Origin of the sequence: Pseudovibrio sp. FO-BEG1 (genome assembly GCF_000236645.1) — a bacterium.
Classification (GTDB): domain Bacteria; phylum Pseudomonadota; class Alphaproteobacteria; order Rhizobiales; family Stappiaceae; genus Pseudovibrio.
In genome coordinates, this window is the sequence record NC_016642.1 from 3341759 (window position 1) to 3356484 (window position 14726).

The window sequence follows — 14726 nt, forward strand, 5'->3', positions numbered from 1 at the left end:
ACTATTCGAAAGCCAATCTTGTCCAACTATCTTTGATGACGGACACCCATGTGCGACGAAGTTCGTTACTGATCGCCGTTTGCAAACGGTCTGACATTAGCTTTTTTATCAACGAAATGCCCGCTGGCACCGTTACAAGCCTGCCCAAAATCTCAGCTTCTGCTTCTTCTGAAAGATTGGAAATATTCTCAAACCACTCGCAACCAAGCTCACCAGCCAAGTCAGCATCTTCATCACTACGCATAAGGCGATAAAGGCCAGTAACGTGTTGATGCCCGGCTTTGAGCTTGGGCTCTATCAATAATCGTTGTGTTTCTTCCCAACTCCTTATTGCGCGTAACTCATTCTCTAGCTGGCTCTTAAGCCCTGTGATTCCAGCTTTTTCAGCAATTGGATGCTGTTCAAGCTCAATGTAGCCAGCCATTAAACGCTCATCAGAAAGCCCCACGAACCCGCGTCCAGTGCGTGAGCGTTCAGCAAGAGCTGCAACGATGATGTCAGCTGCATCCCATCTTCGCCCTTCAGCATAACTACTAGCAATGTCCGTCGCAGTTGGTTTTGGTTCTTCTTTGGTCAGAAATACTTCAAAACCTTCGAGTACTGCTTTGCACAGATCGCCCCCCAGCCACAGTTCGACCCGTGCTGGCCCGTCTGAGGTTTCATCTCCAATATCTTTGAATAAGTTCAGATAAGCTTTTGCTGGACAAACTATGCCGCCATAGTCGCCGTTTCGCATCTCTTCAATACGATTTGCATATTCAGAGCGCGTTTTTTTGCGGGTCGCTTCGCGTTCGGCTGCTTCTGTTTGCTTCCGCTGCTCTTGTTCAACTTGCCACTGCGGGATTTTGGGGTTGGCAAGTTCATCAAGCCATGCTTGGTTCTCTACATTATCTTCAGCAAATCGAAGAGCAGCAGCTCTGATGTGTTTTCCGTCCTCTGCCCCGTGGTTGGATAGTTGGACCAGTTCGCGCCAGCGTGGATCTTCGTCCTTAATTTGCTTAAGCAGCCAAAGAACATCGTTTTCATTGGGATAAAGCCCGAATTTCCTCATTCGCCAAGCACGTTGCCAAATGCTCTGGTCGCTTTTCAGTTCCAGGAGCGCATAGTGTTGCACAGCGCGGCGTAGTTCATCTCTGGTGCTGAGAATTTCTGCAATGGCTTTTTTCGATGCGTCCTGATATCCGCGATCAGGGTCAAAGAGCATCAACCAACGCCAAAATCTTTCAGCGGTCAGTGAATTTTTTGAAATGTATCTGGCGATCAACTCAAAAACTAAATCAGTGAGTTCCGCAATACCGCCTTGCTCGTCTAATGTAAGTTCATCCGCTGCATTAAGATCTTCACCACCATCAGTTTCAGCTAGCATATCTACAATACCATCAAGGAGTGCAGGGATACGGTCAGCTGGAAGGTTACGACCTAAACTGAATAAGTTATTGACTCCGTCTTCGGGGAGTTCATTGTGCGCTTTAACGAGAGCAAAGATTTCAGTGTCGTTGAAGCTCTCGTAACCAACACCGTCCATTAGTTCGCCGCCAAGCCTCAAACAGTCTTCGCCACCTTCTTTAAACAACCCAGCAACAATACTAGTCCATTCGATAGAAGTATTGAGCTCTGTTAACCGATCTCCCGCCTCACTCCTTATTGCATACACCTCGTTTGCGTCGCGCAATAAGTCCAAAAGCTTATTCTGTAGTTTTGGCACCAAGTCAGAACTCTTTAGAACTTCCAAGATGAGCAAGCGGAAACCAAACTCATGCGACCTATCTGTGATGATCTTGCGTATCTCGGGCAACAACCCTGGTTGCACCAAGCCATCAGCCCGATACTCTGACCAGCCTTTAAAACGAGGATTTTCTTCTGAAAGTTTGTGCAATGCAGTTAGTAGTGCTCTGCTTTTTGATTCATCTAGCCAATTTGCATCCGCATACTCCAAAACGCCTATGGGATCTGCTGCAATGATTTGATTAGCCAGTTCGCCTGGATGATAAGCCAACCATGCATGAAGGCCTCGAAGGCTTGCTGGAACTAAAGCCAGACAGTGAAACAGCTGAAGCAGTCTTCGTTTCTTACGCGGAGTATCTGCTTGTTTTGCAAGCCAACGGGCTCCCAGAAACTCTGCAATAGCACGGTGCGTGTATGTAAAGCGCTTGGGTGAAAGGGCTTCAAATAAGCGGGAGCCCAAAATATCTCTTATCTGGCCTGCGCCCGGCAAGACAGAAATTTCTGCGACAGGAATATCGAACTCATTTGGGGCAACATCGCGGGATAATGCTTCCTTACCTGTAAGAATTAATGTGGCAAAAGCAGCTCCCGCAGCATCGAGAACCTCCGTTTCCGATAGGTTTGCCAGAACAGTATCAGCTTTTACCTGACGGTGCTCTTTTCGCAGCATTTTGGTTGCTTCAGCAAATAAATCTCCTTTAGAGTTCGGCTGGTCCCCTTGCTGGGCAACTGTTTTCACCATGTCCAATGTCTGAGGATTGCACCATATGCCGCTCAGCCCAAGTTCCTCCAAACGGCAGACTGTGAGCTCGGCCTCCTCGTCGCTTAACTCATCTGATAAAAAAGTGACTGCGTCTTCTCTTGAGAAAGGCTCCAGATGCAACTCAAGAGGTACGCTACCGTATTCTTCGAGAATGCTTTCTAAGGCTGTGGCGCTCCGCCAATCTGCGACGCGGCAGGATAAAATGAACTGCGGTACCCCCAGTTCAACTAACCGGGCCAAAACTCGGTCGATCACATCTCCATCGTGTAAGGCTGGGACTTCATCAAGTGCATCAATCGCCAACGTACTAGCCTCACCAATCAAGCGTTTTGGATCAGGAGCTCTAAGAAATGCGCGGGCAGTGCAATAAGCAATATTGTTTTTAGATTCCAAGCTTTTGAGCAGCATAGATTTGCCCATACCAGCTTCACCAAGCACGATCAGTGATCGGTTATCACTTTTCAAAGAATCTAGAGTGACAACAGAAGATTTTTGGCCTTCCCAGAACCTCAGCTGACGTTGAAGAATCCGTTTTTTCATGGGGTCTACTCTGCCGCAGCCACAACAAAAAATGCAATATGTTTCTATCTGTCTGCGTCAATAACATGTAGGTGATTTGGCATGCTCTGTAGCTTCAAGTGATTTGCGCTCATTTGCTTAGGCCGCTTATCTCATCAAGAAAGACGGTGACTTAAGAAGCAATCAGAAATTGAAAGAGAGCCACAGTGTTTCGTAACGACCCTATGCGCCAATGTCCGCAATTGATCACATTGAGTAAGCCTAAATCGCTCAAAGGGCTACCGTGAAACCTTCAGTAAATAGTCTTCCAATGATGGCTAAGGTCGTTTCAGAAGTTAAGCTCTCATTCAACTCGTGCGTCGCTAGAAAACAATTCTCATTGGCAGCATCTCTCTCGGTTTGCGATAGGTTACACTGAACGTCCGTGATCGTGAGTTTAGGGGGATCGAATGGGGGAGGCTGCTGAGTGTGATCTGCCGCTTGTTGAAGGGCCTTACTTCAAAGCTGCTTAGGAGATTGTTGTTTGATCAGGATGAAGTGAGTGAAGCTGAGAAGCTTCCATTGAGTGGCTCAAATTAAAAGTTAATGCATAGTTGGTCTCAGGTCCATCGCGATAATGTCTCCGGTGCCAGCGGGCGGCGACTTAGAGCACTGTAGAATCGTTTTTTGTTGTGGTGCTTCCTCCTGCTTTTAATGTTCTGAAAGCCATGCCATCATCTGTGCGATGATGTACATAGATATAGGGCCATTCGCCCAGTCAGCGAAGAATGCTGCATGGATCGGTGCTGACCGAGGACGCGGTAAACACATCGCTCGGTAATCTTCAATTGGCTGCAAACATGGTTGATGCAGGTCCGGCGATGGGACGGGCTTAAAAGTTTTCCTTAGCAATCTCAGTGAGGATCTACTTGTCCAGTACCAATTCAAAGACAACGCGGCGCAACCACTCATTTACTTTCTTGAGCCGTTTTAGTTCTTTGAGCTACTCCGTGCCCATTAAGCCATGCTTCTTCTTCTTTCGATAACAAGCTTGCTCAGTCACACCGATCAGCCTGATCACGTCAACACGCGTCAACCCTTATTAGGTAAGGACTTCAACCTGTCGCGGTTAAATGACAATTCCTCTGGTTTAGCTCTCTTGCTTCCCGTATCTGATCTTCCATTTTCTCAATCATAAACGTGGACCACTTCTGTGGGGAAAGCTCACGTTTCTGGCCAGCAAAAGTAGATGCTTTTAGCAGTGCGGTAGATTGAGCCTCTCAGTTGTTGAGGCAGAAGCAGATTCAAGTGCTGAAGAAGGTGGTGGGTTTAAGGCGACTGATTTATCTGGATGTGACCTAGCTCCTTCCTTTTCAAGGTACCGCGGGTCCTTCCTGGGCCTCTGCTTGCCTACGGGTAGTTCGAGACCATGGTGCAAGCGGTTATGTGGTTTTCGCGAGGGCTTGATGTTTATGTTAATGTTGTTGTTCTCACATTTTCGCCCCGCTAATCCCATGGGTTTGTGGAGGAATTCAGTTTCCTTGCATTGACACCTTGTTCCAATCATCGCATGTTCATCTTGAGGCGTCGAAACCTCTACGAAGCGGTAACCGCATCCGTTTATTGGCGGTTTTTTTGTGTCTGGAGTTAGCTCTCCAAACGCAAACTCTCGCTTATGGGCGGGAGGGCGGTGAATACAATACCCTTTGCGGGGGAATAAACCCGCCTGTCTTCGTCAGGTTTCGAACCTCCCGCTCGCCAGTGGGTTGTCGAAAGCTTTCTGCCGAGTGGTTTGTTCAACAAGCCAACGAAGAGGGCTTCGTAATGACTGATACTGGTAAAGAGAGATGTGCCCATACATCCCATCGCAATGAAGTGGACCAACTTCACCTCACAGCCAACCACCTCAAAAATCTGGTTTATTCTATGAGCGTGGTTCTGAGCGAACGCATGGAGCACACACAGGAATATGAAGCGTTGCTGACGCTGTTTGATACTGTGCGCAATCACATTGAAGATGTGCAGGGAAGTAGCGAGAAGATTTCCGAGCTGCTTGAGCCTTGTGCGCTGGAAATCTCCAAAGACTAAAAATACGGAATGAAGAGAGGTTTTGCCTCTCACGGACTATTCTGGCTTGGGAAGCGTGATGCTTCTCAGGCCTTTTTGATGTTCGCTTCAAGCAGATATGCCCTTTATCAAAGGCACTGAAATTGCGCTCTGACGACAAGCAACAGTTCTCTGACGGCTTTCCAGGGCACTAACTTTATGGGAAGCCTGCGTACTGACGACTAGTGACGACATTAACAGCTTTTCCAGAATAAATTTGAAAGGGTATTTGCAGGAGCAACGAGGGGCGAAATCGAGCTCTCAAGCGCTCTCATTTGTTGACATAATGCTGACACAAGGCACAAAAGCAAAAAGCTCCCGGGAGGGAGCTTTGCTAAACCTCTTTATATACCATGAGGTTAAATGGTGAGCCCGCACGGGTTCGAACCGTGGACCTACTGATTAAAAGTCAGTTGCTCTACCAGCTGAGCTACGGGCTCTTAGGCGGTGACCGCTGGGTCGCTGCCTGTGAGGGGTCTTCTAAGGATTGCAGGGGCTTAGCGCAAGAGCTTTTTTTCATTTTCCACACAGTGCATGAAAATTCCTTTTGACGAGATTGAGAGCCATCGCCTCAAACTTAAAGTGGGCTGGCATTCGTTGCAGCATCAAATAGATCTGTAAATATGAATGATGTAGCCATTACAAAAGTGGAAACTCATTCAACTCACGGAATCGCCCCGTGCACACCATTCAGACGATTGAGAGCAGATCAGCTTCAAAGAATTCTACATTGCGACTTTCTCCCTAGGTCAAATTGTCCCGATTTCTACGCAGAAATACAACCAAACACCTGACCACCTACGTATATTCACTGTATTTACTGTAATCTCAGTCCATACCTACGCATTTTAAAGTTTCGAATAATATCAAATAAAAACAATATATTAAGAGGATAAATCATACCAAATTGCGCGACGCATATCTTCAAAATCAATCAAAAGTTGTGAAATATCTAAATACTGTGGAGATGCCGGTTTTCATCGATAAGGGCAAAACGCTTTTTGATTTTTCGCAAAGAACTCCATCCCGAATAAGCGCACCTACTTAATGTATATTTTTCATGCGAGATAAGGTGTCTCGGAAATGCGAGCTCTCAGGTTGCGCACTGTCTTCCTTCTTATTTTTACGTTCTTTCTCAGTGCGTCGAACTACGCGATAGCTGCGTCGGACTCTTCAAATCGTGTCCTTAATTTCTCTAAGAAAGTTGAGGTCACCAAATTCTTCCCGAAAGCCGACAGATATGGGGAACTGCGCGAGGACATCGCGGTTCTACCTGCAATGGCTGGGGAGGAAGTGCTGGGCTGGGTCTTTCTGACCACCGACCTGGTCTCCACCACAGGATATTCTGGTAAGCCAATCGACACATTAGTTGGCATTGATCCAGATGGCATGCTCACCAGCGTGCAGCTGGTAAAACACGCAGAACCAATTGTTCTTATCGGCATCCCTGATAGCGAGATCAAGCAAGTCACTGAGAACTACGCTGGCCTCGACATCAAGAAAGAAGCGGAGCAGGGTGGCTCTGCTCACGAACTCGACATTATTTCCGGCGCAACCGTCACTATCATGGTGATCGACGATTCTGTTGTGAGAGCGAGCTTAAAGGTAGCGCGCACCCTTGGAATCGGCGGTCTTAAAGGTGCTGAGGCAGACACCGGTCCAAAGTTCGTCATTGATCCGGACAAGACTGCAGCCTCAGATTGGATGACACTAACGGGTGATGGCTCACTCCGCCGTCTCACGCTTGATGTGGGTCAGATCAATGCTGCCTTTGTTGAACAAGGCAATCCAAAAGCTATCAAACGCCCTGCAAAAGGTCCGGATACCGACTCTTATGTTGATATGTATATGGGCCTTGCTGACGTCCCGGTTATTGGTCGCACCATCCTGGGAGACGCAGAGTACGCCAACCTCAAGAAACGCATGAAGGAAGGTGACCACGCCATAGTGGTGCTTGGTCGTGGTCGGTATTCCTTCAAAGGCACTGGGTATGTTCGTGGTGGTATCTTCGATCGTATTCAGTTGATCCAGAACGATATTTCTGTCCGTTTCAAAGATCGTCAACATAAGCGTTTGAATGTAATTGATGCAGGTGATGCACCAACGTTCAAAGAACTGGACATCTTCACAATTCCAGCAGATTCAGGTTTTGATCCAAGCAAGCCGTTCCGCCTGCAGCTTTTGGTTCACCGCGAAATTGGCGCGATCGAAAAGACCTTCCTGACCTTTGATTTGGGCTACCAGTTGCCGCAGCAATACCTGAAGAAGGTAGAAGTTGCGCCAGTAGCAGCAGAAGGCTCAGGTGAGGGTGCTGCTGTAGCTCCTGCAGAAGAGCAGCGCGTTGAGTTGTGGCAACGCATCTGGAATGACCGTCAGGTGGATATTGCGATCCTCGGTGTCGCTTTGACGATCCTGACAGGCGTCTTCTTCTTCCAGATGCAGGTCGCCAAGTCTGAAAAATTCACCTTCTGGTTCCGCATCGGCTTCCTGACCTTTGTTTTGGTCTGGCTCGGCTGGATGGAAAATGCGCAGCTCTCTGTTGTGAATGTTCTGGCGCTCTTCTCAGCGCTGACCACAGAGTTCAGCTGGAGCGCATTCCTGATGGATCCGTTGGTCTTCCTGCTTTGGTTTGCAGTTGCAGCAGCTCTCATCTTCTGGGGCCGCGGCGCATATTGTGGCTGGCTCTGCCCATTTGGCGCCCTGCAGGAACTGTCTAACCGGATCGCGAAGTTCTTCAAAGTGCCACAGGTTACCTTGCCATGGGGGCTCCATGAGCGTCTGTGGGCTCTGAAGTACATGATCTTCTTGGGACTGTTTGGTCTCTCACTCTACTCACTGGCAGTGGCTGAGCATTACGCTGAAGTCGAACCGTTCAAAACCGCAATCATTCTGAAGTTCCAGCGCGGGTGGCCATATGTGCTCTTTGCAGTAGCACTTTTGGCAGCTGGTCTCTTCATCGAGCGGTTCTACTGCCGTTACCTCTGTCCTTTGGGAGCAGCTCTCGCAATTCCGGCACGCCTGCGCATGTTCGATTGGCTCAAGCGTTACAAGGAATGCGGCAACCCATGCGCTCGCTGTGAAAAAGAATGCATGGTCGGAGCTATCCATCCTGAAGGTCACATCAATCCAAACGAATGCCTGAACTGCCTGCACTGTCAGGTTCTGTATCAGAGCGACGATAAATGTCCGGTCTGCATCAAGAAGCTTGCACGACGCAAGAAGTTCGAAGCGCAGACGGGTATTTCAAAGACGGAAAAGGGCACTTCCGTCAAACAACCGGCTTAAGCCAAATCAACTCGAAAGTATCAAGGGAGACTTTCATGACTGATAAAAAGAAACAGGCCTTTCACGCCGCGCACTGCTTGGTGGTACCGCAAAGACCGCTGCAGTAGCAGGTTTGGGTGCCGTTGCTGCAGCAGGCGCTGGTGGTTTTGCACCAGCTCGCGCTGCTGAAGGTGGCCTCAAGTACCATGTAGGTCCAGGCGAGCTGGACGAATACTATGGCTTCTGGTCATCAGGTCAGACCGGCGAACTGCGCATTATGGGTCTGCCATCCATGCGCGAACTGATGCGTATTCCTGTATTCAACCGTTGTTCTGCAACCGGTTGGGGTCAGACCAACGAATCTAAGAAGATTCTGCAGGAAAACATGCTGCCAGAAACCAAAGAGTTCTTGGCTGCGCATGGCATGGAACACTACGACAACGGTGACCTCCACCACCCACATATGTCCTTCACCGAAGGTACATATGACGGTCGTTACCTGTTCATGAACGACAAAGCGAACACCCGTGTTGCACGTGTACGCTGTGACGTTATGAAATGTGACAAGATCACCGAGATTCCAAACGCACACGACATCCACGGTCTGCGTCCTCAGAAGTACCCACGTACTGGCTACGTCTTCGCAAACGGTGAGCATGAAGCTCCACTCGTAAACGACGGCACAATCCTGGATGAGCCAGATAAGTACAGCTGCATCTTCACTGCACTCGATGGTGATACCATGGAAGTTGCATGGCAGGTCATCGTAACCGGTAACCTGGACAACTGTGACGCTGACTATCAGGGTAAATACGCTTTCTCTACCAGCTACAACTCAGAAATGGGTACAAATCTGGCAGAAATGACAGCCTCTGAAATGGACCACTGCGTTGTATTCAACATCAAACGCATCGAAGAAGGCGTCAAAAACGGCGACTACCAGATGCTGAATGGTGTTCCTGTTCTTGATGGCCGTAAAGGCTCCAAGTACACCGCGTACATCCCTGTACCAAACAGCCCACACGGCTGTAACACCTGCCCAGATAAAAAACACCTGATGATCAACGGTAAACTGTCTCCAACAGTTTCTGTTATCGACGTGACCAAACTGGACGCAGTATTCGACGGCGCAGATCCACGCTCCGCAGTTGTTGCTGAACCAGAGCTGGGTCTTGGCCCACTCCACACTGCATTCGATAACCGCGGCTTCGCTTACACCACTCTGTTCCTCGACAGCCAGATGGTTAAGTGGGACATCGACAAAGCGATCCGTCAGTATGCAGGCGAAGACGTCGATCCAATTCACTCAAAAATCGATGTGGCTTACCAGCCAGGTCACAACCACACCTCTATGGGTGAAACATCAGAAGCAGACGGCAAGTGGCTTGTTTCTCTGAACAAGTTCTCTAAAGACCGCTTCCTGAACGTTGGTCCTCTGAAACCAGAAAACGAACAGCTGATCGATATTTCTGGCGATGAAATGAAAATCGTTCACGATGGTCCTACCTTTGCAGAACCGCACGACGTCATCATCGTACACAACTCCGTTGTGAACCCAGCATCTGTCTGGCAGCGTGACGACCCAATGTTCGCTGATGCTGTCGCACAGGCTAAAGCTGACGGTGTGGATCTGGAAGAAGCAGAACACGTCATCCGCGACGGCAACAAAGTTCGTGTTTACATGCATTCTGCTGCACCAACCTTCTCTCTTGAGAAGTTCACAGTTAAGCAGGGCGACGAAGTTACCGTTTATGTCACCAACATTGATGACATCGATGACCTGACACACGGCTTCTGTATTTCTAACTACAACGTGGCAATGGAAATTGGGCCTCAGGCAACTGCTTCCGTAACCTTTATCGCAGAGCGTCCAGGTGTTCACTGGTTCTATTGCCAGTGGTTCTGTCATGCACTGCACATGGAAATGCGCGGTCGTATGTTCGTTGAGCCACGCGACGCATAAGGGAGTTGCGGGCATGACGAGGTCCTTCTGGCAATTGCTGCTAGGTGCGACGGCTTTGGTTGGCGTGAGCGTTTCTGCTCACGCCGCTGAAATCATTGTACCGGCACAGCCTGATGCCTTAGCCCGCGCCTTGAGAGAGGCGCAGGACGGAGACGTTTTGCGCTTATCTGCTGGAGTTCATCAGGGACCGGTCGTCATCGATCGGTCTTTGGTGCTTAAAGGAGAGCCAGGCGCAGAGCTTAAAGGCAATGGCAAAGGCTCAGTAATAACTGTCGAAGCACCAGATGTGGTCGTCGATGGACTGGTCATCACCGGTTCAGGTCTTTCCAACCAAACAATCGATTCAGGCGTGAAGCTGACAAAAAAAGCAGATCGTGCCCGAATTACAGGTAACAAGTTCCTCAACAATCTGGTTGGTGTCGATGCGCACGGACCGGATGATGCTTACATTGCCGACAACCTGATTGAAGGTCGTCGCGATCTGCGCCCTAACGAGCGCGGAAATGGCATCTATGTCTGGAACTCACCAAGACTTTTGGTGGAATACAACACCATCAAATATGGTCGGGACGGCGTTTTCGTAAACACCAGCCCGAACGATACTTTCAAAAACAACTATTTCGAAAAAACCCGCTTTGCGGTGCATTACATGTACGGCAATAAGGGCACTATCTCCAACAACGTGTCAGTCGGCAATCACATCGGTTATGCGCTGATGTTCTCAGACAAACTCACGATTACGGGCAACATCTCTAAAGATGACCGTGACCATGGCTTGATGTTGAACTACGCCAACAATGCCGTGATTACCGGAAACTATGTGAAAGCTTCTCCTGAGAAGTGCTTATTCATGTACAACGCCAACAAAAACATTGTTGACGGCAACAAGTTTGAGCGCTGTGACATCGGGGTTCACTTCACTGCAGGTTCTGCAAAAAACAAATTTTCCAACAATGCCTTCATTGGAAACAAGACACAGGTGAAGTACGTGGGCACACGCCACCTGGAATGGACATACGAAGGTCGCGGAAACTTCTGGAGTGATCATTCAGCCTTTGACATGAATGGAGATGGAGTAGCCGACACCGCCTACCGGCCAAACGACATGGTCGATCAAATTCTCTGGACACAGCCTGCCGCAAAGCTGCTTACCGGAAGTCCTGCAGTTCAGCTCCTCAGCTGGACTCAATCGCAGTTTCCAGCACTTTTGCCAGGTGGCATCGTAGATACCAAACCTCTGATGCACGCTCCGGAAATAGCAATGCCGAAGGTAGGAGCAAGAAGATGAATAATACAGTTCTTCGAGCTGAAAACGTCCGCAAGACCTTCGATGGACGGGATGCTGTTAAAGATCTTTCCTTTGAACTGGGAGGCGCAGAGAGGGTAGCGCTGCTCGGTCATAACGGTGCAGGTAAGACGACATTCTTCAAAATGTCACTTGGCTTCCTGACACCATCTGCTGGACGGATTGAAGTTTTGGGCGCAGAGCCTGGTAGTGATAAAGCGCGCTCTTCCACCGCGTTTCTACCAGAATCTGTTGCCTTCCAAAGGACTTTGACAGGTGTTGAAGTTCTCAAATACTACGCCAAGCTTAAAGGCGAAGACCCGAAGAAAGCAGTTGGACTGCTCGAACGTGTTGGTCTCGCAGAAGCTGGTACACGCCGTGTTGGCACCTATTCAAAAGGTATGCGGCAACGTCTTGGCCTCGCACAGGCTCTAATTGGCACACCCAAACTAGTGTTGCTTGATGAGCCAACCAGTGGTCTGGACCCGATCTCCCGCCAGAACTTCTATGATCTCGTAACAGAGATTTCTGGAAACGGCGCAACCGTACTTCTGTCAAGTCATGCTCTGACAGAAATGGAAGCCCGCACAGATCGTATCCTGATCATGTCCAAAGGCAAACTGGTTGCCAACGACACTCTGGAACACCTGCGTACAGCAGCTCGTCTGCCAATTCGTCTGAAGGTAAAAGCCAAGGAAGAACCAGCCGAACAACTGGCAAACCGTCTTGGTGGCACTCCAGTTAACTGCCGCAGTGTAGAGATCATGTGCGCACATGAAGACAAGATCGCGAGAATTGCAGCTGTTACCAGCTTGGGTGCCATGATCGAGGATATCGATGTGCATCTGCCAACACTGGACGACGTCTATAAGCACTTCTCCGAAAAGGCGAATGCCGAAGATAGTGCAGGGGAGGCTTGAGTCATGTTTCAGCGTATCCTAACAGTAGCTGGCCAAGAGTTCCGTATCGGTCTGCGTAACCGCTGGATCCTGCTGTCCGTTGTTATTCTGGCAGCATTTTCCATGGCGCTCGCACTACTTGGTTCTGCACCAGCTGGTACACTCGACGTGAGCCGCATGACCATCACCGTGGCATCACTCTCCAGCTTATCAGTCTATCTGGTTCCCTTGATCGCACTATTGCTGGCTTTTGATGCAGTTGCCGGCGAGATCGAACGCGGTACATTGCTCTTGATCTTCTCCTCTCCAATGACGCGAAGTGAGTTCCTCATTGGTAAGGCAGTCGGTCACATCTGCGTCCTATTGCTGGCTCTGACATTAGGTTATGGAGCAACAGCAGGTATGCTGGCAGCAACAGGTGGTGGAGATACAAGCGGTTTCATCGATTTCGCACGATTGATCGGTACCTCTGCGATCCTCGGCTTTGCATTCCTCGCACTTGGTTACATTGTCAGTGCATTGGTGCGTCAGGTCACAACTGCAGCCGCAATGGCGATTGGTATCTGGCTTGTTCTGATCGTTCTCTATGATCTGGCTTTGCTCGGTGCACTCGTTGCAGATAGCGAAGGGTTCTTTGCATCTACCGTCTTCCCGTTTGCACTACTGGCAAATCCAGCAGATGCTTTCCGTCTCTTCAACCTGTCTGCGTTGAATGCAAACGCTATGGTTGGTGGTATGGCGGGCGTTGCAGAAAGTCTTCCATTCCCACCAGCAGCGGCACTGGCTTCCATCTTCGTGTTTGCTGGCGCTGCCATGTCTGGTGCTATCCTACTGCTTAAGAGGGTCTCCCCATGATGAAGAAACTGTTTGCAGTCGTTGGTGTCACGTTGCTTCTGGCAGCTTGTCAGGAAGAGCAGCAAATCGCTAAACCAGCGGCTATGGAGCTGAGTGCTGAAGCTGCAGGTCACTACTGCCAGATGACCATATTGGACCACGAGGGGCCGAAGGCACAAATCCATCTTGCCGGCAATCCATTCCCGCTATGGTTCTCTCAGATACGTGACGCTGTCGCATTCACGCGTCTCCCGGAAGAATCCAAAGACTATGTAGCTATCTATGTAAATGACATGGATAAAGCAGAAAGCTGGGAGCAGCCAGGTAACAACAACTGGATCGATGCAGATGCCGCTTTTTTTGTGATTGAGAGTTCACAGATAGGCGGAATGGGAGCCCCAGAGGCAATCCCATTTGGCACCAAAGCAGGCGCAGAAAAATTCTCAGCTGAGAATGGAGGTAAGATTGTTAAGCTTGCCGAAATCCCGAGTGAGTATGTGCTCAAACCAGTTGAGTTTACACTTAGCGATGCTTCCAACAATTAGCCGTTAAGCAAGCTTAAAAAAACAAAACGCTCCAGAAATGGAGCGTTTTTTGTTTGTTACGTCTGAGTTAGCTGATCACAGCCTCTATCAGTTTTTACAATGAACTGGATAGCCAACCCTAAGTTTAGGATCCCCGACCACTATCAGCTCATCAGGATCACACGTTACGCTTTCAGTTGGGGCACTATCAAAGGGCCTAAACTTGAACGCACGAAGCCCAGACAGCATCGTCGTCTCACCGCATACAAATCCAACTTCCTCTGTATCTCTATGCTTCACAATAGAACCCAGCTCGGGTTCACAAAGTGAGATGTCTGAACCGAACATGTTCAGAAAATCGACATCAGATCCAGTTTCAGAACCATGTGCAGTTGCTGATTTCAGAAGTTCATCAAAAACATCTTGCCGCGCAGTTGAGTGCTTATTTTCCACTTCATTAGAATGATCAGCGCGATTTAAGTCGATGGGCATAAGAGCTCTTTCAACTAGAGAACTAAAAGCAAAATCAAAAAGTACCAATCAAGACAAGCCGTCCAAACAGGTTTCCAATCCCCAAAGCTATTCCCTGCAAAATGGGACAGGGCATACAAATCAAAGTTGAATTGGATAATAAATCCATATCTTAGATTTAAGATGGTGGAAAGGTAAATAAACTCAAGCTTTAAATAACATGCATCATGCACATAGTTAGTGAATAGGTTCTTAAACAAGCATCATCCGAAATTATTTATAAAATACAGACGTGTAGGATTACATCAACGGCATTGGATAAGTTAACGAACTGATGAATACACAAAACATATTCCAAAGAAAATATCTCGGATAACTCGCAAAAAGAGTTTGC

Annotated in this window: 8 protein-coding genes, 1 tRNA gene and 1 pseudogene; 7 read left to right on the forward strand and 3 right to left on the reverse strand. The window is 48.7% G+C overall.

The window, feature by feature from the left end; translation table 11 throughout:
- Position 1: 1 nt before the first annotated feature.
- Positions 2-3028 (reverse strand): hypothetical protein, encoded by a 3027-nt coding sequence (locus PSE_RS15215; protein ID WP_014285684.1) that lies wholly within the window; start codon positions 3026-3028, stop codon positions 2-4.
- Between the two features lie 1782 nt (positions 3029-4810).
- On the opposite strand from PSE_RS15215, the gene PSE_RS15220 reads away from it, so the two are divergent.
- Positions 4811-5074, forward strand: a complete 264-nt coding sequence (locus PSE_RS15220; protein ID WP_041768574.1) for a hypothetical protein — start codon at positions 4811-4813, stop codon at positions 5072-5074.
- A gap of 382 nt (positions 5075-5456) precedes the next feature.
- Here the strand turns inward: PSE_RS15220 and PSE_RS15225 are convergent.
- A tRNA-Lys gene (locus tag PSE_RS15225) sits at positions 5457-5532 on the reverse strand.
- Between the two features lie 643 nt (positions 5533-6175).
- Here PSE_RS15225 and PSE_RS15230 point away from each other — a divergent pair.
- From PSE_RS15230 to PSE_RS15255, 6 genes and pseudogenes are all read left to right on the forward strand, one after another.
- Positions 6176-8377, forward strand: a complete 2202-nt coding sequence (locus PSE_RS15230) for a NosR/NirI family protein (RefSeq protein ID WP_014285689.1) — start codon at positions 6176-6178, stop codon at positions 8375-8377.
- A gap of 49 nt (positions 8378-8426) precedes the next feature.
- Positions 8427-10319 (forward strand): annotated as a pseudogene (gene nosZ, locus PSE_RS15235) (TAT-dependent nitrous-oxide reductase); the annotation flags it as partial.
- 13 nt (positions 10320-10332) lie between these two features.
- Positions 10333-11607 (forward strand): nitrous oxide reductase family maturation protein NosD, encoded by a 1275-nt coding sequence (locus PSE_RS15240; RefSeq protein ID WP_008546637.1) that lies wholly within the window; start codon positions 10333-10335, stop codon positions 11605-11607.
- Entirely contained in the window at positions 11604-12524 is a 921-nt protein-coding gene (locus tag PSE_RS15245; protein WP_008546182.1) for an ABC transporter ATP-binding protein, read from the forward strand. The genes PSE_RS15240 and PSE_RS15245 overlap by 4 nt, the downstream gene beginning before the upstream one ends.
- A gap of 3 nt (positions 12525-12527) precedes the next feature.
- Positions 12528-13358, forward strand: a complete 831-nt coding sequence (locus tag PSE_RS15250; RefSeq protein WP_014285692.1) for an ABC transporter permease — start codon at positions 12528-12530, stop codon at positions 13356-13358.
- The gene (locus PSE_RS15255; RefSeq protein ID WP_014285693.1) at positions 13355-13882 is read left to right on the forward strand and encodes a nitrous oxide reductase accessory protein NosL; all 528 of its coding nucleotides are present in this window, start codon (positions 13355-13357) and stop codon (positions 13880-13882) included. Before PSE_RS15250 ends, PSE_RS15255 begins: the two co-directional genes overlap by 4 nt.
- Positions 13883-13969: 87 nt before the next feature.
- Here the strand turns inward: PSE_RS15255 and PSE_RS15260 are convergent, their stop codons facing one another.
- Positions 13970-14401, reverse strand: a complete 432-nt coding sequence (locus PSE_RS15260) for a hypothetical protein (protein ID WP_128647452.1) — start codon at positions 14399-14401, stop codon at positions 13970-13972.
- Between the last annotated feature and the right edge of the window lie 325 nt (positions 14402-14726).

Bases quoted from the DNA above. Each gene is read 5' to 3' on its own strand.
- PSE_RS15215 (WP_014285684.1), bottom strand. From the start codon at position 3,028: ATGAAAAAACGGATTCTTCAACGTCAGCTGAGGTTCTGGGAAGGCCAA.
- PSE_RS15220 (WP_041768574.1), top strand. From the start codon at position 4,811: ATGACTGATACTGGTAAAGAGAGATGTGCCCATACATCCCATCGCAAT.
- PSE_RS15230 (WP_014285689.1), top strand. From the start codon at position 6,176: ATGCGAGCTCTCAGGTTGCGCACTGTCTTCCTTCTTATTTTTACGTTC.
- PSE_RS15240 (WP_008546637.1), top strand. From the start codon at position 10,333: ATGACGAGGTCCTTCTGGCAATTGCTGCTAGGTGCGACGGCTTTGGTT.
- PSE_RS15245 (WP_008546182.1), top strand. From the start codon at position 11,604: ATGAATAATACAGTTCTTCGAGCTGAAAACGTCCGCAAGACCTTCGAT.
- PSE_RS15250 (WP_014285692.1), top strand. From the start codon at position 12,528: ATGTTTCAGCGTATCCTAACAGTAGCTGGCCAAGAGTTCCGTATCGGT.
- PSE_RS15255 (WP_014285693.1), top strand. From the start codon at position 13,355: ATGATGAAGAAACTGTTTGCAGTCGTTGGTGTCACGTTGCTTCTGGCA.